General features: G+C 71.4%; 28 protein-coding genes. 22 read left to right on the top strand and 6 right to left on the bottom strand.

What is annotated here, in order from left to right:
* Positions 1-66 precede the first annotated feature (66 nt).
* Positions 67-711 (top strand): L-threonylcarbamoyladenylate synthase, encoded by a 645-nt coding sequence (locus tag AB7F12_RS08975; RefSeq protein WP_428496470.1) that lies wholly within the window; start codon positions 67-69, stop codon positions 709-711.
* 126 nt (positions 712-837) lie between these two features.
* Here AB7F12_RS08975 and AB7F12_RS08980 read toward each other — a convergent pair whose 3' ends face one another.
* The 3 genes from AB7F12_RS08980 to AB7F12_RS08990 form a co-directional block, all read right to left on the bottom strand.
* Entirely contained in the window at positions 838-1695 is an 858-nt protein-coding gene (locus AB7F12_RS08980) for a DUF559 domain-containing protein (RefSeq protein WP_428496471.1), read from the bottom strand.
* 203 nt (positions 1696-1898) lie between these two features.
* Complete coding sequence (locus AB7F12_RS08985) at positions 1899-2402, bottom strand: N-acetyltransferase family protein (RefSeq protein WP_428496472.1); 504 nt, start codon at positions 2400-2402, stop codon at positions 1899-1901.
* Positions 2403-2532: 130 nt separating this feature from the next.
* Positions 2533-3213, bottom strand: a complete 681-nt coding sequence (locus AB7F12_RS08990; RefSeq protein ID WP_428496473.1) for a TetR/AcrR family transcriptional regulator — start codon at positions 3211-3213, stop codon at positions 2533-2535.
* Positions 3214-3326: 113 nt separating this feature from the next.
* On the opposite strand from AB7F12_RS08990, the gene glyA reads away from it, so the two are divergent.
* The 14 genes from glyA to AB7F12_RS09060 all read left to right on the top strand — a co-directional run bounded on the left by glyA (position 3327) and on the right by AB7F12_RS09060 (position 14752).
* Positions 3327-4607, top strand: a complete 1281-nt coding sequence (glyA, locus tag AB7F12_RS08995; RefSeq protein ID WP_428496474.1) for a serine hydroxymethyltransferase — start codon at positions 3327-3329, stop codon at positions 4605-4607.
* 12 nt (positions 4608-4619) lie between these two features.
* Entirely contained in the window at positions 4620-5825 is a 1206-nt protein-coding gene (locus tag AB7F12_RS09000; protein WP_428496475.1) for a glycosyltransferase family 4 protein, read from the top strand.
* A gap of 185 nt (positions 5826-6010) precedes the next feature.
* Positions 6011-6229 (top strand): AtpZ/AtpI family protein, encoded by a 219-nt coding sequence (locus tag AB7F12_RS09005; protein WP_428496476.1) that lies wholly within the window; start codon positions 6011-6013, stop codon positions 6227-6229.
* 49 nt (positions 6230-6278) lie between these two features.
* The gene (locus AB7F12_RS09010) at positions 6279-6683 is read left to right on the top strand and encodes a hypothetical protein (protein WP_428496477.1); all 405 of its coding nucleotides are present in this window, start codon (positions 6279-6281) and stop codon (positions 6681-6683) included.
* Entirely contained in the window at positions 6680-7414 is a 735-nt protein-coding gene (gene atpB, locus AB7F12_RS09015; protein WP_428496478.1) for a F0F1 ATP synthase subunit A, read from the top strand. The genes AB7F12_RS09010 and atpB overlap by 4 nt, the downstream gene beginning before the upstream one ends.
* 98 nt (positions 7415-7512) lie before the next feature.
* Positions 7513-7788, top strand: a complete 276-nt coding sequence (gene atpE / locus AB7F12_RS09020; protein WP_013673846.1) for an ATP synthase F0 subunit C — start codon at positions 7513-7515, stop codon at positions 7786-7788.
* Positions 7789-7795: 7 nt separating this feature from the next.
* Positions 7796-8350, top strand: coding sequence for a F0F1 ATP synthase subunit B (locus AB7F12_RS09025; RefSeq protein ID WP_428496480.1), 555 nt, complete (start codon positions 7796-7798; stop codon positions 8348-8350).
* Positions 8350-8880: a F0F1 ATP synthase subunit B gene (atpF, locus tag AB7F12_RS09030; RefSeq protein ID WP_428496481.1), complete on the top strand. Its 531-nt coding sequence runs from the start codon at positions 8350-8352 to the stop codon at positions 8878-8880. The genes AB7F12_RS09025 and atpF overlap by 1 nt, the downstream gene beginning before the upstream one ends.
* The gene (locus AB7F12_RS09035) at positions 8880-9725 is read left to right on the top strand and encodes a F0F1 ATP synthase subunit delta (protein WP_428496482.1); all 846 of its coding nucleotides are present in this window, start codon (positions 8880-8882) and stop codon (positions 9723-9725) included. The genes atpF and AB7F12_RS09035 overlap by 1 nt, the downstream gene beginning before the upstream one ends.
* A 64-nt stretch (positions 9726-9789) precedes the next feature.
* Positions 9790-11433: a F0F1 ATP synthase subunit alpha gene (atpA, locus tag AB7F12_RS09040; protein ID WP_428496483.1), complete on the top strand. Its 1644-nt coding sequence runs from the start codon at positions 9790-9792 to the stop codon at positions 11431-11433.
* 13 nt (positions 11434-11446) lie between these two features.
* Positions 11447-12442 carry a F0F1 ATP synthase subunit gamma gene (locus AB7F12_RS09045; protein WP_428496484.1) on the top strand — a complete coding sequence of 332 codons (996 nt, stop codon included), beginning with the start codon at positions 11447-11449 and terminating at the stop codon, positions 12440-12442.
* A complete protein-coding gene (gene atpD / locus AB7F12_RS09050; RefSeq protein ID WP_428496485.1) occupies positions 12442-13875 on the top strand; it encodes a F0F1 ATP synthase subunit beta in 1434 nt (477 codons plus the stop codon). The genes AB7F12_RS09045 and atpD overlap by 1 nt, the downstream gene beginning before the upstream one ends.
* A 19-nt stretch (positions 13876-13894) precedes the next feature.
* A complete protein-coding gene (locus tag AB7F12_RS09055) occupies positions 13895-14275 on the top strand; it encodes a F0F1 ATP synthase subunit epsilon (protein ID WP_428496486.1) in 381 nt (126 codons plus the stop codon).
* 21 nt (positions 14276-14296) lie between these two features.
* Positions 14297-14752 (top strand): DUF2550 domain-containing protein, encoded by a 456-nt coding sequence (locus AB7F12_RS09060; RefSeq protein ID WP_428496488.1) that lies wholly within the window; start codon positions 14297-14299, stop codon positions 14750-14752.
* A gap of 7 nt (positions 14753-14759) precedes the next feature.
* Here the strand turns inward: AB7F12_RS09060 and AB7F12_RS09065 are convergent, their stop codons facing one another.
* Positions 14760-15350 carry a cob(I)yrinic acid a,c-diamide adenosyltransferase gene (locus tag AB7F12_RS09065; protein WP_428496490.1) on the bottom strand — a complete coding sequence of 197 codons (591 nt, stop codon included), beginning with the start codon at positions 15348-15350 and terminating at the stop codon, positions 14760-14762.
* 102 nt (positions 15351-15452) lie between these two features.
* Between AB7F12_RS09065 and murA the strand changes: the two genes are divergently transcribed.
* From murA to AB7F12_RS09080, 3 genes are all read left to right on the top strand, one after another.
* Positions 15453-16721 carry a UDP-N-acetylglucosamine 1-carboxyvinyltransferase gene (gene murA / locus AB7F12_RS09070; RefSeq protein ID WP_428496491.1) on the top strand — a complete coding sequence of 423 codons (1269 nt, stop codon included), beginning with the start codon at positions 15453-15455 and terminating at the stop codon, positions 16719-16721.
* Between the two features lie 223 nt (positions 16722-16944).
* Positions 16945-17772 (top strand): DUF1206 domain-containing protein, encoded by an 828-nt coding sequence (locus AB7F12_RS09075; protein ID WP_428496492.1) that lies wholly within the window; start codon positions 16945-16947, stop codon positions 17770-17772.
* Positions 17773-17870: 98 nt separating this feature from the next.
* Positions 17871-19862, top strand: a complete 1992-nt coding sequence (locus AB7F12_RS09080) for a protein meaA (RefSeq protein ID WP_428496493.1) — start codon at positions 17871-17873, stop codon at positions 19860-19862.
* A 37-nt stretch (positions 19863-19899) separates the two neighbouring features.
* On the opposite strand, the gene AB7F12_RS09085 is transcribed toward AB7F12_RS09080, so the two are convergent.
* Complete coding sequence (locus tag AB7F12_RS09085; protein ID WP_428496494.1) at positions 19900-20703, bottom strand: hypothetical protein; 804 nt, start codon at positions 20701-20703, stop codon at positions 19900-19902.
* A 272-nt stretch (positions 20704-20975) separates the two neighbouring features.
* Between AB7F12_RS09085 and ehuB the strand changes: the two genes are divergently transcribed.
* The 4 genes from ehuB to ehuA are packed head-to-tail and all read left to right on the top strand — an operon-like array spanning position 20976 to position 24039.
* Positions 20976-21872, top strand: coding sequence for an ectoine/hydroxyectoine ABC transporter substrate-binding protein EhuB (gene ehuB / locus AB7F12_RS09090; protein WP_428496495.1), 897 nt, complete (start codon positions 20976-20978; stop codon positions 21870-21872).
* Between the two features lie 13 nt (positions 21873-21885).
* Positions 21886-22593: an ectoine/hydroxyectoine ABC transporter permease subunit EhuC gene (ehuC, locus tag AB7F12_RS09095; protein WP_428496497.1), complete on the top strand. Its 708-nt coding sequence runs from the start codon at positions 21886-21888 to the stop codon at positions 22591-22593.
* Positions 22590-23246 (top strand): ectoine/hydroxyectoine ABC transporter permease subunit EhuD, encoded by a 657-nt coding sequence (gene ehuD, locus AB7F12_RS09100; RefSeq protein ID WP_428496498.1) that lies wholly within the window; start codon positions 22590-22592, stop codon positions 23244-23246. Before ehuC ends, ehuD begins: the two co-directional genes overlap by 4 nt.
* Before the next feature lie 31 nt (positions 23247-23277).
* Positions 23278-24039: an ectoine/hydroxyectoine ABC transporter ATP-binding protein EhuA gene (ehuA, locus tag AB7F12_RS09105; protein WP_428496571.1), complete on the top strand. Its 762-nt coding sequence runs from the start codon at positions 23278-23280 to the stop codon at positions 24037-24039.
* A 29-nt stretch (positions 24040-24068) separates the two neighbouring features.
* Here the strand turns inward: ehuA and AB7F12_RS09110 are convergent, their stop codons facing one another.
* Positions 24069-24944: a transporter substrate-binding domain-containing protein gene (locus AB7F12_RS09110; protein WP_428496499.1), complete on the bottom strand. Its 876-nt coding sequence runs from the start codon at positions 24942-24944 to the stop codon at positions 24069-24071.
* Positions 24945-24986: the final 42 nt, after the last annotated feature.

The raw sequence follows: 24986 nt of genomic DNA on the forward strand, positions 1-24986 counted from the left end.
CCGCTCGCGGGCTGAGTCGGCACGGCCCGCTCGGGGGCTGACGGCGGCCGGTCGTAGAGTCGGCCGGTGACCACGTACGACTGCGCCGACCCGGACGCCCGGGCCGAGGGCCTCGCCGCTGCGGCACGCGCCGTGCGGGCGGGAAGCCTCGTCGTGATGCCCACGGACACCGTCTACGGCATCGGCTGCGACGCCTTCTCCGCCACCGCCGTCCGGTCGCTGCTGGCGGCCAAGGGGCGCGGACCCGACATGCCCGTCCCCGTGCTCGTCGGTTCCTGGTCGACGATCGACGGCCTCGTCATCGGCGTCCCCACCGTCGCGCGCGAGCTGATCGAGGCGTTCTGGCCCGGGGGGCTGTCCCTCGTCCTGCCGCACGCCCCGTCGCTGGCCTGGGACCTGGGGACGACGCGCGGGACCGTCATGCTCCGGATGCCGCTGCACCCCGTCGCCCTGGAGCTGCTGCGCGACGTCGGCCCGATGGCGGTGTCCAGCGCCAACCGCTCCGGCTCCGCGCCCGCCGCCGACGCCGCCGACGCCGAGGCCCAGCTGGGCGAGCACGTCGCGGTGGTGCTCGACGGCGGGTCGTCGGGGGAGAACGTGGCCTCGACGATCGTCGACCTCACCGCGGACGCCCCCCGCGTCCTGCGCGAGGGTGCCGTCTCGCTGGCGGCGATCTCCGAGGTCCTGGGCCGCGAGGTCGCCACCGCCTGACCCCCTTCCGCGCGCAACCTGACGGTCGTGCCGCGGCTGATCCGCGACAGTGAGGTTGCGCCCGCCCGGCCGAGCACAACCTCGCTGTCGTCCCGGCGGCCGCGGGGAGCGCTGAGGTTGCGCGGGTCAGGGACGGTCGTGGAGCAGCAGGCGTCGTCGCAGGACGGCGCGGACCGCCGCCGCCGTCTCGTCCGGGGTCCGGAAGATGTCGGCCGAGACCAGCCGGATCGTCTGCCAGCCGAGTGCACCGGTGCGCACGTCGCGCTGCCGGTCGAGGACGTCGTCGTGGGCGGCGCCGTCGTACTCGATCGCGAGCCGGGCGCCGGGATAGGCGAGGTCGAACCGGGCGACGAGCCGCCCGTCGACGACCAGCTCGTACTGCGGCACGGGCGCAGGTAGCCCGGCGTCGGTGAGGACGAGCCGCATCCGGGTCTCCATGGGCGACTCGGCGCGCGCATCGGCGAGGGTCGCCGCCGCCCGGACGAGCGCGGCGCCCCGGGCCCTGCGAAGGCGGAAGGCCATGTCCATCAACGCATCGAGGGCGAGACCGCTGTTGCGGGCCAACGAGTCGATCGCGACGACGGAGTCGGCCCGGCACTCCCGGCGGGCGATGTCCCATGCGGTCCGCAGCGGCGTCGTGACCCGGCAGCCGTCGACGACGGTGACTTCCTCGGGCAGCAGGCGCCAGCGGCCGACCCGCACGCCGGGGGTCGGCTTCACGAAGCGGGGCACGACGATCTGCGCGTCCGCACCCGGAGGGGCGCCCGGTGCACCGAGCAGGGCTGCGGCCGACCAGCCACCGAGCACTCCGCCGATGTCCTCGACGCGGCGGTAGGCGGCGACGGACCGCGTCGTCAGGTCGGGGTCGGTGCCGGCGGCGACGTAGACGTCGGGTGCCAGCCGGACGAAGTCGCGGCTGCGCAGCCGGCCGGGTGTGATGTGGCCGGCGGCGATGGCGGTACTCCCGCGAAAGGGTTGCTGCACGCCGCGATGGTGGCCGCGGCCGGCGCGCGATGTGGACGAACGCGGAAGCCGTCCGCAGGTGTGAAGACCCGGGCACGATCCGCGCACAACCTGACCGTCGTCCCGGGGGCGCCGGCGAGCAGTCAGGTTGCGCGCGACCAGCCGGGCGCAACCTCACTGTCCTGGTTCGCCCCAGCGGGAGCAGTGAGGTTGCGCGCGGGTCGTCAGCGCACCATCCGGACCTCGACCATCGCCGGATCGTCCGGGTCGGTGAACTCGACGCCGTCCGGGGCGAAACCGTTGCGCGCGTAGAAGGCGATGGCGCGATCGTTGTCGCGTAGCACCCAGAGCTGGGCGGGATCGCCGTCGAGGACCTCGTCGAGCAGGGTCTGGCCGAGACCGCCCCCGTGGTGCGCCGCGAGCAGGTAGATCGCGTAGAGGTGCAGCGGTCGAGCAGCGGGGAAGCCCTGCTCGGCCGCCGTGGCGTCGCCCGCGCAGGCGAACCCGACGACCTGACCGTCCGCCGTCGCCACGACGAGTCGCGCAGGGAGCGGGTCCGTCGCGAAGAACTGGGTCCACTGACGGCGGCGGCGTTCGAGGGCGTCGTCGCCGAAGTGGTGGTCGGCGAGGATTCCGGAGTACGTCTCCCGCCAGGAGCGGACGGTCACCCGGGCGATGCCGTCGACGTCGTCGACCCGTGCCGGTCGTACGTGCTCACCCCGTGTCACGCCGGGACGCTAGCGCGGTCGTGGCCGGGATGACGACGCGCAACCCCTCTGTCGCGAATCGGGCCCGCGGGAGCAGTGAGGTTGCGCGCGGATTGTCGGGCGCAACGTCGGTGTCGCGGATCGCTGCAGCTCAGGGGAGGCCGAGGGCGTCGGCGTGGGTGTCGACGACCGCCCGGAACCAGGCGGCGTGGTCGGTGACGATGTTGTGGGTGTGGCCGTGCAGTTCGAACCCGATGGCGCCGAACAGGCCCGACCAGGCGGCGACGACGAGGGCGGCGCGGGCGGGGTCGGCGGTGAGGCCGACGTCGGCGAGGGCCTGGGGGGCGATCATGTCGGCGCCGCCGGGCGCCGGGGTCAGGGCCGCGGTCGCGAGGCCGTCGCTCACGATGCCCGTGAGCAGCAGGCCGACGCGTGCGGCGGGGGCGATGGTGGTCGCGGGGGCGGCGTAGCCGGGGACGGGGGAGCCGTAGAGCAGGGCGTACTCGTGGGGGTGGGCGAGGGCCCAGTCGCGGGCGGCGGCGCAGGCGGCGTGCAGGCGGCCACGGAGGTCGGCGCGTGCGACGGCGGCCTCGGCGCGTTCGGCGGCCTCGCCGAGTGCGTCGTAGGCGTCGACGATCAGGGTGGTGAGCAGGTCGTCGCGGCTGGGGAAATAGCGGTAGACCGCGGAGGAGGCCATGCCGAGCTCGCGGGCGACGGCGCGCAGCGAGAGGGCGGCGGCGCCGTCGGTGGCGAGGTGGGTGCGGGCGACGTCGGCGATCTCGCTGGTGAGCTGGGCGCGGACGCGGGCGCGGGCGGTTCGGGGCGCGGACACGGGGCGCATTCTGCCGTAGTTCGAGAGCATCGACAAGCGATGAGAGCATCGCTCTGTGTGGTGTGCCCCTCCCGTTGAGGTGATCAGCTACGGCGCAGGTAACCTCGGCAGACGTGAGCACACCGTTCTGGGGCCCCGATTTCGACGCACTGCAGCAGCAGGATCCCGAGATCGCGGGAGTCGTGCTGGACGAGCTCGATCGGCTGCGTGGCGGACTGCAGCTGATCGCGAGCGAGAACCTCACCAGCCCCGCGGTCCTGGCGGCGCTGGGTTCGACGCTGTCGAACAAGTACGCCGAGGGCTACCCGGGCAGGCGGTACTACGGCGGGTGCCAGGTCGTCGACGTGGCCGAGGAGATCGGCAACGCGCGGACGAAGGAGCTCTTCGGCGCCGAGCACGCCAACCTGCAGCCCCACTCGGGTGCGAGCGCGAACCTCGCCGCGTACGCGGCGTTCACCCAGCCCGGCGACACTGTCCTGGCCATGGACCTCAAGCAGGGCGGGCACCTGACGCACGGCAGCAAGGTCAACTTCTCGGGCAAGTGGTTCAACGCGGTGTCCTACACCGTGCGCGAGGACTCCGAGCTGATCGACTACGACCAGGTCCGTGACCTGGCCCGCGAGCACCGGCCCAAGATGATCATCTGTGGCGCGACGGCGTACCCGCGGCTGATCGACTTCAAGGCCTTCCGGGAGATCGCCGACGAGGTCGGCGCCAAGCTCATGGTCGACGCCGCGCACTTCATCGGCCTGGTGGCCGGCAAGGCGATCCCGTCGCCGGTGCCGTTCGCCGACGTCGTGACCGCGACGACGCACAAGGTCCTGCGCGGCCCGCGCGGCGGCATGGTGCTGTGCCGCGAGGAGCACGCGAAGGCCATCGACAAGGCCGTCTTCCCGTTCTCCCAGGGTGGCCCGCTGATGCACGCGGTGGCGGCGAAGGCCGTCGCGATGCGCGAGGCGGCGCAGCCGCAGTACCAGCAGTACGCGACGCAGGTCATCGCCAACGCGCAGGCTCTTGCGAAGGGGCTGGAGGCCGAGGGCATGCGCGCCGTGTCCGGCGGCACCGACACCCACCTCGCCCTGATCGACCTGCGGCCCATCGGCGTCACCGGCGCCGAGGCGGAGTCGCGGTGCGACGCGGCCCGGATCACGTTGAACAAGAACGCGATCCCGTACGACCCGGCCCCGCCGATGAAGCCGTCGGGCATCCGGGTGGGCTCCCCGTCGTCGACGACGCAGGGCATGGTCGAGTCCGACATGGCCGAGGTCGCGTCGCTGCTGGCGCGGGCGGTCAAGGCGCCGCAGGGCACCCCCGAGGGTGACGCGGAGGTGAGTGCGGTCGCCGACGCGGTGTCGGCGCTGGTGGAACGGGTCCCGGCCTACCCGCGCGGCTGACGGTCGCGGTCCGTGCCGCTCGCGGCAGCGTCAGCCCTCGCGCCCGTCGGTCTCGGGCTGCCGATCCGCGAGTACCTGCTCGCGGGGCTGACGGCCGCCGTCGTCACGTTCCTGCTCACCGGCCTGGTGCGCGTCCTCGCGCTCAAGGCCGGTGCGGTGGCGTGGCCGCGCAACCGTGACGTCCACACCACGCCGACGCCGCGGTGGGGTGGGCTCGCGATGTTCGGCGGCGTGCTGGCGGGCATCGGGCTGGCCTTGCAGCTGCCGGCGTTGCGGCTGGCGTTCGACTACTCCGACGACGTCCTGGGCGTGGTCATCGCGGCCGCGCTGATGTGCGCGGTGGGTGTGCTCGACGACCGGTGGGAGCTCGACGCCCTCACCAAGCTGGCAGGCCAGATCACTGCGGCCGGGGTGCTGGTGCTCTTCGGCATCCAGTGGGCGGTGTTCTGGGTGCCGTGGGGCGGGGGCGGGGAGAGCTCGGGCTCGCTGCTGATCCTGGGGCAGGGCCAGGGCGTGCTGTTGACGGTGCTGTTGACGGTGGCGCTGGTCAACGCGATGAACTTCGTCGACGGGCTCGATGGGCTGGCGGCGGGTGTCGGCATGATCGCGGCGGCGGCCACCGGGGTGTTCGCGATCGGGCTGGTGCACCAGAACGGCAACGATCCGTCGGCGTACTCGCCGGCGCTGCTGGCCGCGGTGCTGGCGGGGGCGTGTCTGGGGTTCCTGCCGCACAACTTCAACCCGGCGCGGATCTTCATGGGCGACTCGGGGTCGATGCTGATCGGGCTGCTGCTCGCGGCGGCGACGACGGGGGCCTCGGGGAAGCTGCCGATCAGCGTCACGACCGACGGGACCGACATCGTCGCGTTGTTCGCGCCCGTGATCGTGGTCGCGGCCGTGATGTTCGTCCCGCTGCTGGACCTGCTCATGGCGGTGGTCCGGCGGACGCGCGCGGGGCTGAGTCCGTTCTCACCCGACAAGATGCACCTGCATCACCGGCTGCTCGAGATCGGTCACAGCCACCGGCGCGCGGTGCTGCTGATCTACCTGTGGGCGGCGATCGTGGCCTTCGGTGCGGTGGCGCTGGCGTTGGTCGAGGACCCGACGGTCGTGCTGTGGGCCGTGGGGGCGGGGATCGTCGTCGCGGTGGTCGCGACGCTCGTCCCCCGCGACCGCGCGCTGGCCGTCATTCGCCGTGGTTCGCCGACGCGGCCCTGACCTGGGCTGCGAGTCGCCGTTACACGTCGCAGGGGTCGCCGTCCTCACAGGTCAGGGGGGTGCGGCGGGTGAAATTTCCTGTGATAGCGTCCGTTTCGAGACCGGTCGCCGGATGGGTCCATCCGAGCTTGTGAAAGTATCCACAAGCTCGCGGAGGGTACGACGGCGTCGAGGCGAGGACACAGGTGCACAGCAGCAGTCCGCAGGGCCCGCAGGGTCCCGAACTGGGCGATCTCCTGTCGATGGGCTTGACCATCGCGCTCTGCGTGATGGCCGGTTTCGGACTGGGTTGGCTGGTCGACCAGCCCTTCGGGACGTTCCCGGTGTTCGCGTTCGTGGGGCTGTTCCTCGGAGTGGCAGCGGCCGCAGGGCTCGTCTATCGACAGTTCAAGAGGTTTCAGTGACGAAACGAGGGCAGTCTGTGACTGAGCGAGACGGGGTGAGACACCCATGATGACCGCGGTACCGGGCTATGTGCCCCCTGTCAGCCGGGCCACGTTCCGGCGCACGGCCATCGCGGGCGTCGCGCTCGCGATCGTCGTCGTCGCGGTGTGCGTGCCCCTGGGCTACGGCCTGTTCGCACTCTTCGGGTGCGTGGGCATCGCGCTCGGAATCATCAACTCCGCCTTCGCGATGGGGTCGGTCGTGCGCTTCTCGCACGGCAGCGGGGCGCCGTCGAAGGCGAAGTTCTCCGGCGGCGTGCTGCTTCGCCTCGCCGTCATCACCGTCGTCGCGTTCGGCTGTGCGCTCCTGGTGCGTCCCTACGGGATCGCCGTGTTCGGGGGGCTCGCGGTCTTCCAGCTGCTGGCGACGGTGAGTTCGATGCTGCCGTTGATCAAGGAGATCCGACAGAAATGAACGTTGAGGTCCTCGCGGCCGAGGGCGAGATCAAGCCCGGTGAGCACTGGACAGGGTCGCTTTTCGGCCTGACCGTGAACCTCGACACGATCATCGGCACGCTCATCGCCGCGGTGATCGTCTGTGGTCTGGGCTATTACATGGCCCGCCGCGCGACGAAGGGCCGGCCCTCGGGCCTGCAGGTCGCCTTCGAGGCGCTCACGGCATGGATCCAGGGCCAGATCCGCGACGGGATGGGCCTGCGGGCACCGCGCGGTGTCGTCGGCCTGTGCATCACGCTCTTCGTCTTCATCCTGACGTGCAACTGGCTGGCCACGCTCCCCTCCGAGCACTGGATCCCGCCGCCCACGTCCGACGTGAACCTCGTCTACCCGATGGCGCTACTCGTGATCATCTGGGTGAACGTGGCGGGCATCCGCAAGAAGGGCGCCGGGAACTACTTCGGCCACTTCACCAAGCCGTACGCGTTCCTCGCCCCGATCGAGTTCATCACCCAGTACTTCTCCCGGCCGCTCTCGCTCGCGCTGCGGCTCTTCGGCAACATCTTCGCCGGCGGGATCATGGTCGCGGTCATCGGCCTGATGCCGGCCTACATCCTGTGGGCGCCCGAGGCGGCCTGGAAGCTGTTCGACATGTTCATCGGCGGCATCCAGGCGCTGATCTTCACCCTGCTGACCCTCATCTACTTCACGGAGGCCGTCGGCAGCGAGGCCGACGAGCACGCGCACTAGCGCGTCCGTCCCGTACCGAGCACAACAAAAAACCTGCCCCGACGCACGACTCGCGCCGCGTGACGGCGCGGTACGAGAGAGCACGAGGAGAGTCAGTCATGAGCATTTCCTACCTGGCCCAGGAAGCTGCCAGCGGCGGGTCGAGCACGCTCGGCCTCGCGATGATCGGTGGTGGCATCGCCCTCGCCGGTGGCGCCATCGGCGCGGCGATCGGTGACGGTCTCGCCGGCGCCTCGGTCATCCAGGGTGTCGCCCGCCAGCCCGAGGCCGCCGGTCGCCTCAACACGACCATGTTCCTGATCATCGGTCTGGTCGAGGGCATGTACTTCATCAACCTGGCGTTCATGGCGCTGTTCGTCTTCGTCCTGGCGTGATCCGGCCATGACGACCGAGGTGCTGGCGCAGGACGGTGGCGAGACCACCAACTTCCTGCTGCCCAACTTCACGATCGTCGTCGAGATCGTGATCTTCCTCCTCGTCCTGTTCTTCTTCTACCGGTTCGTCGTCCCGCCGCTGACCACGGCGATGCGGGAGCGCGACGAGATGGTGCGCAAGCAGGTCGAGGAGCGCGACAAGGCCGTGCGCACGCTGCACGAGGCCGAGGAGCGGTACTCGAAGTCGCTCGCCGAGGCGCGCGCCGAGGCGACCACGATCCGCGACGAGGCCCGGGCCGACGCGCAGAAGATCCGCGACGGCATGCGTGCCGAGACCGACCGCGAAGTCGCAGCGCTGCGGGCACAGGGTGAGGCCGAGCTGGCCGCCCAGCGTGCGCAGACCGCGACCGCCCTGCGCGCGGAGATCGGCGGGCTGTCGAGCGGTCTCGCGTCGCGCGTGCTCGGCCGTCAGATCGACGACGGGCGTCACCGCGCGACCGTCGACAGCTTCCTCGCCGAGCTCGAGCAGGGCCAGGCCAAGGACGCCGAGGGGGTCCGCTGATGGTGCACTTCATCGCGCAGCTCGTCGCCTTCGTCATCGTCCTGCTGGTGTTGTGGCGCTTCGTGCTGCCGCTCCTGTCGAAGATGGTCAAGGCCCGACAGGACACCATCCAGCAGCAGGTCGACGACGCCGAAGAGGCGACGCGCAAGCTGAACGAGGCCCAGGACAAGCTCGACTCCGCCGTGGAGGAGGCCCGCCAGGAGGCGGCCCGCATCCGCGACGACGCCCGCGCCGACGCCACCCGCATCCACGAGGAGCTGGTGGAGCAGGCCAAGGCCGAGGTCGAGCGCATCAAGGCCCGCGGTGGCGACCAGCTCGCCGCCCAGCGTGACCAGGTCGTGCGCCAGATGCGCGCCGAGCTGGGCGCGCAGTCGATGGGACTGGCCGAGAAGCTGGTCGTCGAGTCGCTTTCCGACGAGAGCGCGCGCCGCGCGTCGATCGACGACTTCCTCGACGACATCGACCGTCTCGTGACCGACCGCGCCGGGCAGCCGGCCGGGGAGCGCGCGGGCGCAGGAGGAGGAGCCTGATGGCCGAGTCGACGCCCGAGTCGACCATGCAGTCGGCCAGCCGTGAGGCGCTGGCCGAGGCGGTCCGCAGGCTCGACGCCCATGTCGACGCGTCGTCGGGTGCCGATCTCGCGGTGCTGGGCGACGACCTGTTCGGCGTCCAGCGCCTGTTGCAGGCCGAGCCGGCGCTGCGCCGCCACCTGGCGGACCCGGCGGTCCCCGCCGAGGCCCGTACGGAGCTGGCGCGGCGGCTGCTCGACGGCAAGGTCGGCGCCGCGGCGCTCGACCTCGTGAGCAACCTGGTGGCGTCGCGCTGGTCGAGCTCGGTCGACCTCGGCGAGGCGCTCGAGACGCTGGCGCGCAGCGCGGTGCTGGGTGTGGCGGAGAAGGACGGCAGCCTCGACGAGGTCGAGGACGAGCTGTTCCGCTTCGGTCGCGTCCTGGACCGTGAGCCGCAGCTGTCGGCGCTGCTCGTCGACCGCACCACGCCGGCCGACAAGCGGGCCTCGCTGTTGGCGGGACTGTTGCGCGGCAAGGCTTCCACGGTCACCGCGACCCTGCTGGAGCAGGCAGTGCGGTCGCCGCGGGCGCTCGCGCTCGACCTCGTCGCCGGCCGGCTCGCCGAGCTGGCGGCAGCCCGTCGCGACCGCTACGTCGCGCACGTGCGATCGGCCGTCGCGTTGAGCGAGCAGCAGGAGCAGCGCCTGACCGAGTCGCTGGGCCGGCTGTACGGCCGCCCGATCTCGCTGCAGGTCGAGCACGACCCCGAGGTCCTCGGCGGACTCGTCGTCCAGGTCGGCGGCGAGCTGATCGACGGCAGTGTGGCCGGCCGGCTGGCCGCCGCACGCCGCGGGCTGCCGACCTGAGCAACGGCCGACACACCCCCACGCGACGCGCACTGCGCGACCGACAGAAGGAAAGACGAGAGCCATGGCAGAGCTGACGATCTCCCCGGAGGAGATCCGGAGTGCGATCTCCAGCTACGTCTCGTCGCTGGAGAGCCAGACCTCCCGCGAGGAGGTGGGCACCGTCACCGACACCGGTGACGGCATCGCCCACGTCGAGGGCCTGCCCTCGGCGATGACCAACGAGCTGCTCGAGTTCGAGGGCGGCGTCCGTGGGGTTGCGCTCAACCTGGACCAGCGCGAGATCGGTGCGGTCATCCTGGGCGACTACGCCGGGATCGAGGAGGGGCAGCCGGTCCGCCGGACCAACAGCATCCTCTCGGTGCCGGTCGGCGACGCGTTCCTGGGCCGGGTCATCGACCCCCTGGGCGCCCCGATCGACGGCCTCGGCGACATCGAGGCGGAGACGCAGCGTGTCCTCGAGCTGCAGGCCGCCACGGTGGTCGAGCGGCAGTCCGTCAAGGAGCCGCTGCAGACCGGCATCAAGGCGATCGACGCCATGACGCCGATCGGCCGCGGCCAGCGCCAGCTGATCATCGGCGACCGCAAGACCGGCAAGACCGCGGTCTGCGTCGACACGATCATCAACCAGAAGGACAACTGGGCGAGCGGCGACCCGAGCAAGCAGGTCCGCTGCATCTACGTCGCGATCGGCCAGAAGGGCTCCACGATCGCCGGTGTCCGCCAGGCGCTGGAGGACTCGGGCGCCCTGGAGTACACGACGATCGTCGCCGCGCCCGCGTCCGACCCCGCCGGCTTCAAGTGGCTCGCGCCCTACACCGGCTCGGCGCTGGGCCAGCACTGGATGTACCAGGGCAAGCACGTCCTGATCGTGTTCGACGACCTGTCGAAGCAGGCCGAGGCCTACCGCGCGATCTCGCTGCTGCTGCGCCGCCCGCCGGGCCGTGAGGCCTACCCGGGCGACGTCTTCTACTTGCACTCGCGTCTGCTCGAGCGCTGCGCCAAGCTCTCCGACGAGCTGGGCTCGGGTTCGATGACCGGCCTGCCGATCATCGAGACCAAGGCCAACGACGTGTCGGCCTACATCCCGACCAACGTCATCTCGATCACCGACGGCCAGGTCTTCCTGGAGTCCGACCTGTTCAACCAGGGCGTCCGGCCGGCGATCAACGTCGGTATCTCGGTCTCCCGGGTCGGTGGTTCGGCGCAGGTCCGCGCGATGCGGACGGTGTCGGGCTCGCTGCGTCTGGACCTGTCGCAGTACCGCGAGCTGGAGGCCTTCGCGGCCTTCGGTTCCGACCTCGACGACGCCTCGGCGCGTGCGCTGGGCCGTGGTGAGCGACTGGTCGAGCTGCTCAAGCAGGCGCAGTACTCGCCGTTCTCGGTGGAGGACGAGGTCGTCGCGATCTGGCTGGGCACCTCGGGCCAGCTCGACACGGTCCCCGTCCGCGACGTGAGCCGGTTCGAGAGCGAGTTCCTCGCGCACGTGCACCGCAACCACGAGGCCGCGTTCGACGACATCCGCGAGACCGGCAAGCTCAACGACGACAACGTCGAGCGGCTGCAGGGCATCGTCGACGACTTCAAGCGCGACTTCACCGCTGCCGACGGCTCCTCGGTCGTGGCCAAGGACGAGGACGCACTCGACGAGGACGACGTCGAGCAGGAGACCGTGAAGGTCAACAAGCCGGCACCGGCTAAGAGCTGACGGGTAGGGACCGATGGCGGCACAGATCCGTGTGCTGCGGCGGCGGATCAGGTCGACGCAGTCCATCAAGAAGATCACGCGCGCGATGGAGCTCATCGCGACGTCACGAATCGCGAAGGCCCGTGCGCGGGTCGAGCAGTCGCGGCCGTACGCGGAGCTGATGACCTCGGTCCTCAGCGAGCTCGCGTCGAACGCGGCGCTGGACCACCCGCTGCTGGTGGAGCGCCCGGAGGCCAAGCGGGCCGCGATCCTGGTGGTCACCAGCGACCGCGGCCAGTGCGGCGGCTACAACGCCAACGTGCTGAAGGAGACCGAGCAGCTCCGCTCGCTCCTGCGCGAGCAGGGTAAGGAGCCGGTGCTGTACGTGATCGGCCGCAAGGGCGTGAGCTTCTTCCGGTTCCGCAAGCAGGCGGTCCAGGAGTCCTGGACCGGTTTCTCGGAGCAGCCGGAGTACGTGCACGCGGCCGAGGTCGCCCGCACGCTGGTCGAGGCGTTCATGGTCGGCAGCGACGGCGAGACCTCCGCCGGTGCCAAGGGCGTCGACGAGCTGCACCTGGTCTACACACAGTTCCGCAACATGGTCAGCCAGACGCCGCAGGCGCGGCGGATGGCTCCCATGGAGGTCGAGTACGTCGGCGGGGAGTCCCCGCTCGACGCGTCCTCCGAGACCGCGACCGGCGGACCGACCGGCGTCACCGCCGCGGACGTCCGCGAGCAGTCGTCGGGTCCGAAGGCGCTCTACGAGTTCGAGCCCGACGCGGACGCGCTCTTCGACGCTCTCATCCCGAAGTACGTGGGAGCGCGGCTGTTCGCCGCGCTGCTCGACTCGGCGGCGTCGGAGTCGGCGAACCGGCAGCGGGCCATGAAGGCCGCGACCGACAACGCGAACGAACTCATCCGTACCCTGACACTGGAAGCCAACCAGGCACGTCAGGCACAGATCACCCAGGAGATCAGTGAGATCGTCGGTGGCGCCGACGCTCTCGTGACCGCAGGAAGTGAGAGCTGATGACCGCCACCGCCGACACGCCCACCCAGGCCAGGACAGGCCGGGTCGTCCGGGTCACGGGCCCGGTCGTCGACGTCGAGTTCCCGCGCAACCAGGTACCACCGCTCTACAACGCGCTCACCGTGCAGGTCGAGTTCGGTGACCTGGCGAAGACGCTGACCCTCGAGATCGCCCAGCACCTGGGTGACAACCTGGTCCGCACGATCTCGATGCAGCCGACCGACGGCCTGGTCCGCGGCCAGGAGGTCTCCGACCTGGGCCGCCCGATCTCGGTCCCCGTCGGTGACCAGGTCAAGGGCCACGTCTTCAACGCCCTCGGCGAGTGCCTCGACAAGCCCGACCTCGAGATCACCGGCGACCTGTGGGGCATCCACCGCAAGGCGCCCGCGTTCGACCAGCTCGAGGGTCGCACCGAGATGCTGGAGACCGGCATCAAGGTCATCGACCTGCTCACCCCGTACGTGCAGGGCGGCAAGATCGGCCTGTTCGGCGGCGCCGGCGTCGGCAAGACGGTGCTCATCCAGGAGATGATCACCCGTGTCGCCAAGAACTTCGGTGGTACGTCGGTGTTCGCCGGTGTCGGTGAGCGCACCCGTGAGGGCAACGACCTGATCACGGAGATGACGGAGTCGGGCGTCATCGCCGACACCGCCCTGGTCTTCGGTCAGATGGACGAGCCGCCCGGCACGCGTATGCGCGTCGCGCTCTCGGCGCTGACCATGGCCGAGTACTTCCGTGACGAGCAGAACCAGGACGTGCTGCTCTTCATCGACAACATCTTCCGGTTCACCCAGGCCGGTTCGGAGGTCTCCACGCTGCTCGGCCGTATGCCGAGCGCCGTCGGTTACCAGCCGACCCTGGCCGACGAGATGGGCGAGCTGCAGGAGCGGATCACCTCGACGCGTGGCCGGTCGATCACCTCGATGCAGGCGATCTACGTCCCCGCGGACGACTACACCGACCCCGCCCCGGCGACCACGTTCGCCCACCTGGACGCGACGACGGAGCTCTCCCGCCCCATCTCGCAGAAGGGCATCTACCCGGCGGTCGACCCGCTGACCTCGACCTCGCGGATCCTCGACCCGCAGTACATCGGCGACGAGCACTTCCGCGTCGCCAACGAGGTCAAGCGGATCCTGCAGCGCTACGCGGACCTGCAGGACATCATCGCGATCCTCGGTATCGACGAGCTCTCCGAGGAGGACAAGCAGCTCGTCGGTCGCGCGCGTCGCATCGAGCGCTTCCTGTCGCAGAACCTGCTGGTCGCCGAGCAGTTCACCGGCCAGCCGGGCTCGACGGTCCCGCTCAAGGAGACGATCGAGTCGTTCGACAAGATCGCCAAGGGCGAGTTCGACGACGTTCCCGAGCAGGCGTTCTTCCTCTGCGGTGGCCTCGAGGACCTCGAGAAGAACCGCAAGAAGCTGCAGGGCTGACGGGTCCGGAAAGGGCATCATGGCGGAGATGACGGTCGACCTCGTATCGGTCGAGCGGAAGATCTGGACGGGGCAGGCGACGTTCGTGCTGGCCCGCACCACGGTCGGTGAGATCGGCATCCTGCCGGGCCACGAGCCGACGCTGGCTCAGCTGGAGGAGGCCGGTGTCGTGCGCATCGACACCACCGACGGCCAGTCGCTGACGGTGGCGGTGCACGGCGGGTTCCTGTCCGTGACGCCGGACCACGTCTCGATCCTCGCGGAGTTCGCGGAGCTCTCCGAGGAGATCGACGTGGACCGCGCACGGGCGGCGCTCGACCGGGCCGACGGCTCGGAGGAGTCCGGGGCCGCGGCCAGGGCTCGCGCGGAGGCGCGGCTCAAGGCGGCCGGCGTCCAGTAGCGGCTAGCGGACAGCACGGGCGTGGGAACGGTTGCGATCGTCTTCGGGATCGTCCTGCTCTGTGCCTGTCTGCTGCTCGGCTGGTTCGCCGTGCGGCGGGTACGACTCATGCGGGGCGGCGGCGTGGACCTGTGTCTGCGCCGCCGCCCTGCGTCGTTCGACGGCCGTGACGCCGTCGCGGGCTGGCATTTCGGAGTGGGCCGCTACCAGGGCGACGAGTTCGCCTGGCACCGGCTGACCAGCGTCCGGCTCGGCCCGACGCTGCGGATGGACCGCACCGACCTGCAGATCGTCGACCGGCGTGCGCCCAGCGCGGTCGAGACCTACGCGATCCCGCACGCCACGTCGGTGCTGAAGCTGCGGACCCACGGCGAGGACCTGGAGCTGGCGATGGCCCCCGGCGTCCTCACAGGCTTCCTGGCGTGGCTGGAGGCGGCCCCGCCCGGACGCATGACGGGCTACCGCCAGGCCTCCTGAGGGCCGCTCAGGCCTGCTCTGCGGCCGCTTCCGGGCCGCCGGGCTGCCACAGCACGTCCCCACCCGGGTTGGCGACGCGCCCGAGGATGAACAACAGGTCCGACAGCCGGTTGAGGTAGCGCGCGGTGAGGGGGTTGGTCCGGTCGGCGTCGGCCTCCAGCAGCGCCCACACCGACCGTTCCGCGCGCCGGGTCACGGTCCGGGCGACGTGCAGGTACGCCGCACCCGGGGTGCCGCCCGGCAGGATGAACGACGCCAGCTTGGGCAGGTCCTCGTTGAACTCGTCGCACCAGCCCTCGAGGCGGTCGACGTAGCTGTCGGTGACGCGCAGCGGCGGGTACTCCGGGTCGGGCACGATCGGTGCGCACAGGTCGGCGCCGACATCGAACAGGTCGTTCTGGATCTGGCGCAGCGGCACGAGTACCCGGTCGTCCAGCCCGCCCACGGTGACGGCGACGCCCAGCGCGGCGTTCGCCTCGTCGGTGTCGGCGTAGGCCGCGAGCCGCGGATCGGTCTTGCGGACGCGGCTGAAGTCGCCCAGCGCGGTCGTCCCGTCGTCACCGGTGCGGGTGTAGATCCTGGTCAGGTGCACGGCCATGGTCCGACCGTAGCCGCCCGCGGCCCGGCGCAGCTGTGGCGGGGACGACATGCCCCGGGGTGGGGCCGGGCCGCGGTGGGGCAGCCGCTAGCGTCGTCGGCCGTGGCAGAGCATTTCGCGGTCCGCGGCGGCGCCCGTCTCGACGGGACCGTCGACGTCGTCGGCGCCAAGAACAGCGTGCTCAAGCTCATGGCGGCGGCGCTGCTGGCCGAGGGCACCACGGTTCTCACGAACTGTCCGGAGATTCTCGACGTCCCGCTGATGGCCGAGGTGCTGCGGAGCCTAGGCTGCACGGTCGCCGTCGACGGTGCCACCGTCACGATCGACGTCCCCGCCGATCCGGGCGCCCAGGCCGACTACCGCTCGGTGTCGAGGCTGCGGGCCTCGGTGTGCGTGCTGGGCCCGCTGGTGGCCCGCTGCCGGCGCGCGGTCGTCCCGCTGCCCGGTGGCGACGCCATCGGCTCGCGCCCGCTCGACATGCACCAGAGCGGGCTGCGCAAGCTGGGCGCGACCACCGAGATCGAGCACGGCCGCGTCGTCGCCCAGGCCGAGGAGCTGCACGGCGCCCAGATCTGGCTCGACTTCCCCAGTGTCGGCGCCACCGAGAACATCCTGATGGCCGCGGTGCTCGCCGAGGGCACCACGATCATCGACAATGCCGCGCGCGAGCCCGAGATCGTCGACCTCGCCGCGATGCTGCAGCGGATGGGAGCGAAGATCGACGGGGCGGGCTCCTCGACGCTCACGGTCCACGGGGTCACCAGCCTCACCCCGGCCCACCACCGCGTCATCGGCGACCGGATCGTGGGCGCCACCTGGGCGTTCGCGGCCGCGATGACGGGCGGCCACGTCGACGTCCGCGGTGTCGACCCGCACCATCTCGAACTCGTCCTCGACAAGCTGGGCTCGGCCGGTGCGCAGATCGCCCCGCACGCCGACGGCTTCGCGGTGACGATGGACGGCCGCGCCCGCGCCGTCGACTTCGTGACGCTGCCCTACCCGGGCTTCGCCACCGACCTGCAGCCCATGGCGATCGCCCTCTCCGCGGTGGCCGACGGCACGTCGATGATCACCGAGAACGTCTTCGAGGGCCGGTTCCGGTTCGTCGAGGAGATGGTGCGCCTCGGTGCCGACGCCCGCACCGACGGCCACCATGCCGTCGTCCGCGGGGTGCCGAAGCTGTCCAGCGCACCGGTCTGGGCCAGCGACATCCGCGCGGGCGCCGGGCTGGTGCTCGCCGGGCTGTGCGCCGACGGCGAGACCGTGGTCTGGGACGTCGACCACATCGACCGCGGCTACCCGCGCTTCGTCGAGAACCTGCAGGGTCTGGGCGCGGACATCGAGCGCGTCACCGTCGACGACGAGGGCTGACCCCCGTCGGTGTGGCGCGCTCGTGGCGTCGGCGAGCCGGTGCGCAACCACGCGTCCACCGTTCGCGACGCTGCAGGTCGCCGGGCGGGCCGCGGCGGTCGCGCGGGCCGGGACGCGGGGCCCTGACGGTCCGTGGGACGGTCGATGCACCGGACGGAGTAGTTCCGGTCGCGCCGATCCCCCGATCGTGCGACGTTGCGGGCCCGCTCTGAGGAGGTCCGGAATGGCCGATGTGTCGAGCGCGGCGTCGGACGCCGCGGGAACGGTCCGGCAGGCTGCGCGCAGCACGCCGGCCAAGGTCGCCGTCCGCGTCGGAATCCTGGCCTACGGTGTCACGCACCTGTTGATCGCGTGGCTGGCGCTGCAGGTGGCGTTCGGGGACCAGGGGCAGCGCACCGACCAGCAGGGCGCGTTCCAGACGCTCGCGCAGGGCGGCGCGGGCCGCGTCCTGCTCTGGGTGCTGGCCATCGGGTTCGCCGCGGTCGCGCTGTGGCGGGCAGGCGAGGCGGCCGCGGGGTTCTCCTACCGGTCGTCGCGCAAGGAGGAGATCTTCTCGCGGGTCGCCAGCGGGGCGAAGGCGGTGATCTTCGCGGCGCTGACCGTCCTGGCGGTCCGCACGGCACTGGGCGGGTCGTCGGGCGGCGGGGGGCAGCAGGCCGCGGCGGGTGTGCTGGGCTGGCCGGGCGGGCAGTGGATCGTCGGCCTCGCCGGCGTCGTGATCGTCGTGGTCGGGGTGGTGACGGCCAAGCACGGCTGGGAGAAGACGTTCACCGAGGACATGACGTTGCCGCTCGACGCGCACGCGCGGCAGGTGGCGGTGCGAACCGGGCAGATCGGGACGATCGCGAAGGGTGCGGTCATCGCGCTGGTGGGGGTCCTGGTGGTCGTCGCGGCGGTGCGGTTCGACCCGAACCAGGCCAACGGGCTCGACTCGGCGCTGAAGACGTTGGCGGGCCAGCCGTTCGGGCCGGTGCTGCTGGTGGTCGTCGCGCTCGGGCTGGCCGCGTTCGGGGTGTTCTGCGCGTTCGACGCCCGGTATCACCGGGTGTGAGCGAGTCGGTGCTTCCCGGGGCCGCGCCGCTCGCGTAGTTTCCGGAAGACGCTGCGTGGTATCCCAACCGCGTTCGCAGTCGATGGCGGAGGTGTCCGGTGCCGTACCCGACCGACCACGAGCGCGATCGCCCGTGGGTGATTCGCACGTACGCCGGACACTCGTCGGCGGAGAAGTCCAACGCGCTCTACCGCCGCAACCTCGCGAAGGGCCAGACGGGCCTGTCCGTCGCGTTCGACCTGCCGACCCAGACCGGCTACGACCCCGACGACGAGCTCGCCCGGGGTGAGGTCGGCAAGGTCGGTGTGCCGGTCAGCCACATCGGCGACATGCGCACCCTGTTCGACGGCATCCCGATGGCCGAGGCCAACACCTCGATGACCATCAACGCCCCCGCGATGTGGATGCTCGCGCTCTACGTCGCCGTCGCCGACGAGCACGAGGCCCCCCGCGCCACGCTCGCCGGGACGACGCAGAACGACATCGTCAAGGAGTACCTCTCCCGGGGGACCTACGTCTTCCCGCCGGCGCCGAGCATGCGGCTGATCGCCGACACGATCGCCTGGTCCGTCGCCAACATCCCCAAGTGGAACCCGATCAACATCTGCAGCTACCACCTGCAGGAGGCCGGGGCCACCCCCGCGCAGGAGCTCGCGTTCTCCCTGTCGACGGCCATCGCCGTGCTCGACGCCGTGCGTGACTCCGGGCAGGTCCCCGCGGAGAAGTTCGGTGACGTCGTCGGGCGCATCTCGTTCTTCGTCAACGCCGGGCTGCGCTTCGTGGAGGAGATGTGCAAGCTCCGCGCGCTCGGCCGGCTGTGGGACGAGATCACGCTGGAGCGCTACGGTGTCGAGAACCCCAAGCAGCGCAGGCTCCGCTACGGCGTGCAGGTCAACTCGCTCGGGCTCACCGAGGCCCAGCCGGAGAACAACGTCCAGCGCATCGTGCTGGAGATGCTCGCCGTGACACTGTCGCGCGACGCCCGGGCCCGCGCCGTCCAGCTCCCCGCGTGGAACGAGGCCCTGGGCCTGCCGCGGCCGTGGGACCAGCAGTGGGCGCTGCGCATGCAGCAGGTCCTGGCCTACGAGACCGACCTGCTGGAGTACGAGGACATCTTCGACGGCAGCCGGGTCGTGGAGGCCAAGGTGTCCGAGCTGATCGAGGGCGCCCGGGCCGAGATCGACCGCGTCGCCGAGATGGGTGGGGCCGTCGCGGCCGTGGAGAACGGCTACATGAAGGGTGAGCTGGTCAGCGCCCTGGCCGAACGGCGCCGCCGCATCGAGTCGGGTGAGGACGTCGTGGTCGGCGTCAACAGGTTCGACACCACCGAACCCAGCCCGCTGCAGGCCGAGGGCGCCGCCGCGATCGAGACCGTCGACCCCGCCGTGGAGGCGGCCGCCGTCGAGGCGATCGCGCAGTGGCGCGCGAACCGTGACCAGGCCGAGGTCGAGGCCGCCCTCGACGCGCTGCGCGACGCCGCGAAGACCGACGCCAACCTCATGGACGCCTCGATCGCCTGTGCCAAGGCCGGCGTCACCACCGGGGAGTGGTCGGGCGCCCTGCGTGCCATCTTCGGCGAGTTCCGCGCCCCCACCGGTGTCTCCGCCGCCGTCGCCTCCGGCGAGGCCGCCGCCGAGATCGGCGAGGTCCGAGCCCGGGTCAAGGCTGCCGGCGAGGAGCTCGGCGAGCGGCTGCGCATGCTCGTCGGCAAACCGGGGCTCGACGGGCACTCCAACGGCGCCGAGCAGGTCGCCGTGCGGGCCCGCGACGTCGGCTTCGAGGTCGTCTACCAGGGCATCCGGCTCACGCCGTCGGAGATCGTGGCCGCCGCGGTGCAGGAGGGCGTGCACGTCGTCGGGCTGTCGGTGCTCTCGGGCTCGCACCTGGAGGTCGTGCCCGCGGTCGTCGACGGTCTGCGCGCCGCCGGTGCCGACGACGTTCCCGTCGTCGTCGGCGGCATCATTCCGGAGGGCGACGCGAAGGTGTTGCGCGACAAGGGCGTCGCGGCGGTCTTCACGCCGAAGGACTTCCGCCTGACCGAGATGATGGACGCGATCGTGACCCTGGTCCGCGAGGCCCACGGCGTGTGACCCGTATGGCGGCAGCCGCTGCGGCGACTGCCGCCGGTCACGTGGCGTCGTCGGCCTTCTCCTCGCCGCGGCGGCGGAAGAAGGTGAACCCGGGGATCCCGAGGATCGCCTGCCGGACCTCCTTGAGGACGTCGAGCAGCTCGTGGACGTCGGGTCCGACCCGGTCGAGTGTCGCCAGGATCGGCATGATGTCGTTCTCGAGGTGCTCGGTGAGCGCGGGCAGGTGGTCGACGAGCTGGATCGCGGCGCGCACCTCGTCCTCGGAGAGCTCGTCGACGAAGGCGCGGGCCAGTGGTGCGGCCCGTTGCGACACGGGCTCCCACGTCGCGAGCAGTGCGGTGGCGGCATCCGAGGTCGAGCCGGCCGCTCCGACGACCTCGTCGGCCCGGCGCGCGACCAGCGCCGCGCCGTCGACGACCTGGCCCGCCTGCAGCGCGACGCCCTGAGCCGCGCCGACGACCGTGGCGGCCTCCGTCGCCACACCCCCGGCGGTGCGGACGATCGTCTCCGCGTCGGCGGCGACCCCGCCGACGGTGGCGACGAGCTTCTCCGCGGTGGTGACCACGGTGGACGTCCGGGCGACCACCGTGCCGACCTCGGCCAGCAGCGAGTCGACCGACCCGACGCTGCCGTCGACACGGTCGAGCAGCCCGTCGACCCGGTCGGCGATACGACCGATCCGTCCGACGAGAGCGTCCGCAGCGTCGAGCAGCCGCCCCGCACGCTCCGGCAGCTCACCGGCGACGGCGACGGCGTCCTGGGTCCAACCGGCGACGGCGCGGGCACCGGCGAGGACGTCGGACGGTCCGAGGACGGGGAGCCCGGCGATGCGCACGACCATGACGGCATCATGGCGCATCCGACCCCGTCGGCGCCGGTTCTGGGCGCGGACGCACCTCAAACGGGAAGTACCCGCCCGTCCCGGATCCATGGCCGCCGATCGGGTGAACGTTCGGTTCCGGTCGGAAAGGCGATTGCGGTCGGATAACGACCCTCGATCCGGGTCAGGTCCCGCCCTGCGCGAACCCCTAGGTTCGGGACGGCGGCGGTGCCCTCCGGCGAGGGCACCGCGCGTCCGAGACCCACCGACGCGAGAGCCCCAGGGAGTCAACGATGACCGGCAGGACGTGGAGCAGGCGCGAGTTCTTCCGGCGCAGTGCCGTGGCAGGCGCCGTGGTCATCGGCGGCCCCGCATTGATCTCGGCGTGCACCAGCACCAACGCCGGCGGCAACGTTCTCGACAACGCGCGCAGTGCCGGGAAGATCAAGATTGGGATCGCGGGGGAGGAGCCCTACGGGTTCACCGACACCGCGGGCAAGGTCACCGGTGAGGCCCCGGAGGTCGCGCGCGCGGTCCTCAAGGCGATCGGCATCAACGACGTCGAGGCCGAGCAGGTCGAGTTCGGCCAGCTGATCCCCGCGCTCAACGCCAACCAGTACGACATGGTGTGCGCGGGCATGAACATCACCTCCGCCCGCTGCCAGCAGGCCACGTTCTCGATCCCGGACTACTCCGCGAAGACGGCGTTCCTCGTGCCGAAGGGCAACCCGCAGGCCATCACGTCGTTCCAGGACGTGGCGTCGAAGAACCTGCAGCTCGCCGTGCTCAGCGCCGCCGTCGAGCAGGGCTACGCCAAGGAGGCGGGCGTCCCCGACAGCAACGTCCAGGCCTTCCCCGACCAGAACGCGCTGCTGCAGGCGGTCACCGCGGGCCGGGTCGCGGCGGCCGCCCTCACCGACATCTCGCTGAAATGGCTGGCGAGCAAGAACCCGCAGGCCGACGTCGAGGTCACCACGAGCTTCGACCCCGTCCAGAACGGTCAGCCCGTCGTGTCCGCCGGTGGGTTCGTCTTCCGCAAGGCCGACGCCCCGCTCGTCGAGGCGTTCAACGGCGCGCTCGCGACCCTGCACAGCAACGGCCAATGGGTGCAGATCGCCCAGCCGTTCGGGTTCACCCAGGCCAACCTGCCGGCGGCGGACCTGACGACCGAGAAGCTCTGCGCCGCCTGACCGGGCAGCGCACATGGACAACCTCGGAACGTTCCTGTCGGTCCTGTCCCAGGGCCTGCCGTTCACGATCATCGCGACCGTCGGCGGCATCGCGCTGACGATCGTGCTGTCGTTCGTCGCGGGACTCGCGCTGCTGTCGTCGTCGAAGACGGTGCGGGTGCTCTCCCGCATCTACGTCGAGGGGCTGCGCGGCACGTCGGAGGTCGTGCAGCTGTTCTGGATCTTCTTCGCGCTGCCCGTGCTCGTCGGCTTCCAGATCGTGCCCATCTGGGCGGGCATCCTCGTGCTCGGCCTCAACCACGGCGCCTACGGCGCGGAGATCGTGCGCGGCGCCGTGCAGTCGGTACCGCGCGCACAGGTCGAGGGCGCCATCGCACTGAACATGACGCCGGGCCAGCGCATGCGCCGCGTGGTCCTGCCCCAGGCGGTCGTCGAGATGCTGCCCCCGTTCAACAACCTGTTCATCCAGCTGCTCAAGAGCACGGCGCTGCTGTCGTTCGTCTCGATCAACGAGATCACCCGGCAGGCCCAGCAGGTCCTCGTGCCGCGGTACAACGCCCAGGCGTTCGAGATCTTCCTGCTGCTGCTGCTGATGTACCTGATCCTGTCGCTGGTCATCACGACGGTCATGCGGGCGCTCGAACGCGTCGCGGCCGCCCGTGTCGGGCGCACACCCTCGGCGCGGGCGCGCCGGCAGGCGACCGGGGCGGGTGTCGCGTGAACGTCTGGGACTGGAGCTTCGCCGGGCAGATCCTCCCGGCGCTGCTCAACGGCCTGCGCATCACCCTGATCGCGACGGTCCTCGGCTCGCTCATCGCGTTCGCCCTCGGGCTGCTGCTGGCGATCCTGGGGCGGGGGCCGCGGCCGGTGCGGATCGTCGTGCGGGCGATCGTGGAGTTCATCCGCAGCACGCCGCTGCTGGTGCAGGTCTACTTCCTGTTCTTCGTGCTGCCCACGTTCGGCGTCGTGCTGCCGGCGCTGACCGTCGGCGTGCTCGCGCTGGGCGTGCACTACGCGACGTACACCTCCGAGGTCTACCGCGCGGGCATCGAGGCGGTGCCCCGGGGGCAGTGGGAGGCCGCCACCGCGCTGAGCCTGCCCCGGTCCCGGGTGTGGACGGGAGTCGTCCTCCCGCAGGCGGTCCCCCGGGTGCTGCCCGCCCTGGGCAACTACGTCATCTCGATGTTCAAGGAGACCCCGCTGCTCATCGGGATCGGCGTCCTCGACATCGTGGGGCAGGTCCGTGAGGTCGGCGGGCAGTCGTTCCGCTACGTCGAGGCCTACACCCTCGCGGGCCTGCTGTTCCTGCTGCTGAGCTACCCGGCGTCGCTGGCCGTCCGGAGATTGGAGCGCCGCAGTGCCGTCCCTCGATAAGACGGTCGCCGAGCCCATGACCGCCGAGCCGATGATCGCCTTCGACGGTGTCGAGAAGCGCTTCGGCGACAACGTCGTGCTCTCCGAGCTGAGCTTCACCGTCGCCCCCGGCGAGCACGTCTGCCTCATCGGCCCGTCCGGCTCGGGCAAGACCACCATCCTGCGGCTGCTCATGACGCTGGAGAAGTGCGATGCCGGAACCATCACCGTCGGTGGGACGTCGTTGTCGCACATGCCCAAGGGCGGCGAGCTCGTCCCCGCCGACGAGAAGCACGTCCGCGACGTCCGCAAACGCATCGGCATGGTGTTCCAGCAGTTCAACCTGTTCCCGAACATGACGGTGCGCGGCAACCTGATCGAGGCGCCGACCCGCGTCCTCGGGCTGTCGAAGGAGGAGGCGACGGCGCGGGCCCAGGAGCTGCTCGACCTCGTCGGCCTCGGCGACCGGATGGACTCCCACCCGACCCAGCTCTCCGGCGGGCAGCAGCAGCGCGTCGCGATCGCCCGTGCGCTGGCGATGCGCCCCGACGTCCTGCTGCTCGACGAGGTGACCTCCGCCCTCGACCCGGAGCTCGTCGCCGGCGTCCTGAAGCTGTTGCGCGACATCGGCTCCAGCACCGACATCACGTTCCTGTGCGTCACCCACGAGATGGGGTTCGCCCGCGACTTCTCCGACCGCGTGATGATGTTCGACGGCGGCCGCGTCATCGAGGACGCCGCGCCGGAGCAGCTCTTCACCGCGCCGGAGCACGAGCGGACGAAGGCGTTCCTGCACGCGGTGGTGGATCGGTAGGCCGTTCCTGCAGCTCGGGGCGGGCCGCGTCAGGCCGTGCCTGCGCAGAGGGCCGCGGTCGTCAGGTCCGCGGGCGGCAGGTTCGCGGCGCCGAACCCGAACGGCGACGCGACCCGCAGCCAGTCCCCGGAGGCGTGCGCGGCGGTCAGCGCGGCGTCGAACGCGGCGACCAGGTCGGTGTCCTCGCGGCGGAACGCGAACCCACCGGCCGGCACGACCTCGCGGCCGCCGACCCGCACGGGGAAGGGCCGGGTGACCTCCAGCTGGAGGCCGGGGTTGCGCCGCACCTCGTCGAGCAGCGAGATGCGGGTGAGTGCCGCGGCGTCGACGCGTTCGTCGGCGACGGCACGCACGAGGGAGCTCTGGCCGTCGAACGCGGTGAGGGCGTCGGCGGGTACCCCGGACGCCGTCGCCCAGCCCTGTTCGGCGGACCCGCCGAGCACGCCCAGTCGCACCCGGCCGCGGACGTCGGCGAACGAGCGCAGCCGGCCGGGGTTGCCGCGGCGCACCAGGAAGGCGGGCTGGGCGACGAAGTCGGGCCGCGAGAACGCGACGCGGGCGCAGCGGTCCGGGCTGATCGTCATGCCCGCGGCGACGAGGTCGACGTGGCCGGCGACGAGGATGTCGAGCAACCGGTCGAACGGCACCTGCACGGCCTCGATGCCGTCGACGCCCACGGCGCGCAGCACCAGCCGCGCCACCTCGGGGCTCTCGCCGGTGACGCGGCCGCTCGCGTCGGAGAAGCCGTAGGGCTGTTCACCGGCGATCGCGACGCGGGCGACCCCCGACTCACGGATGCGTTGCAGTGTCGGGGCGTCGGATCGGCCGCAGCCGGCGGCTCCGCCTGCGAGCAGGGAGGCGCCGGTGGCGCCGAGGGCCACGAGCAGTCGGCGTCGGGTCAGCATCGCGGGCGACCCTAGGCGACCGGGGCCGCCCGTGCCCGGTCC

Source organism: Pseudonocardia sp. (assembly GCF_050250275.1).
In the GTDB taxonomy this organism is placed as follows: Bacteria; Actinomycetota; Actinomycetes; order Mycobacteriales; family Pseudonocardiaceae; genus Pseudonocardia.

Coding starts and splice junctions, on each gene's coding strand:
- AB7F12_RS09010 (WP_428496477.1), top strand. CDS start 6,279: ATGACCGCGGTACCGGGCTATGTGCCCCCTGTCAGCCGGGCCACGTTC.
- atpB (WP_428496478.1), top strand. CDS start 6,680: ATGAACGTTGAGGTCCTCGCGGCCGAGGGCGAGATCAAGCCCGGTGAG.
- atpE (WP_013673846.1), top strand. CDS start 7,513: ATGAGCATTTCCTACCTGGCCCAGGAAGCTGCCAGCGGCGGGTCGAGC.
- AB7F12_RS09025 (WP_428496480.1), top strand. CDS start 7,796: ATGACGACCGAGGTGCTGGCGCAGGACGGTGGCGAGACCACCAACTTC.
- atpF (WP_428496481.1), top strand. CDS start 8,350: ATGGTGCACTTCATCGCGCAGCTCGTCGCCTTCGTCATCGTCCTGCTG.
- AB7F12_RS09035 (WP_428496482.1), top strand. CDS start 8,880: ATGGCCGAGTCGACGCCCGAGTCGACCATGCAGTCGGCCAGCCGTGAG.
- atpA (WP_428496483.1), top strand. CDS start 9,790: ATGGCAGAGCTGACGATCTCCCCGGAGGAGATCCGGAGTGCGATCTCC.
- AB7F12_RS09045 (WP_428496484.1), top strand. CDS start 11,447: ATGGCGGCACAGATCCGTGTGCTGCGGCGGCGGATCAGGTCGACGCAG.
- atpD (WP_428496485.1), top strand. CDS start 12,442: ATGACCGCCACCGCCGACACGCCCACCCAGGCCAGGACAGGCCGGGTC.
- AB7F12_RS09055 (WP_428496486.1), top strand. CDS start 13,895: ATGGCGGAGATGACGGTCGACCTCGTATCGGTCGAGCGGAAGATCTGG.
- AB7F12_RS09065 (WP_428496490.1), bottom strand. CDS start 15,350: ATGGCCGTGCACCTGACCAGGATCTACACCCGCACCGGTGACGACGGG.
- AB7F12_RS09075 (WP_428496492.1), top strand. CDS start 16,945: ATGGCCGATGTGTCGAGCGCGGCGTCGGACGCCGCGGGAACGGTCCGG.
- AB7F12_RS09085 (WP_428496494.1), bottom strand. CDS start 20,703: ATGGTCGTGCGCATCGCCGGGCTCCCCGTCCTCGGACCGTCCGACGTC.
- ehuB (WP_428496495.1), top strand. CDS start 20,976: ATGACCGGCAGGACGTGGAGCAGGCGCGAGTTCTTCCGGCGCAGTGCC.
- ehuC (WP_428496497.1), top strand. CDS start 21,886: ATGGACAACCTCGGAACGTTCCTGTCGGTCCTGTCCCAGGGCCTGCCG.
- ehuA (WP_428496571.1), top strand. CDS start 23,278: ATGATCGCCTTCGACGGTGTCGAGAAGCGCTTCGGCGACAACGTCGTG.
- AB7F12_RS09110 (WP_428496499.1), bottom strand. CDS start 24,944: ATGCTGACCCGACGCCGACTGCTCGTGGCCCTCGGCGCCACCGGCGCC.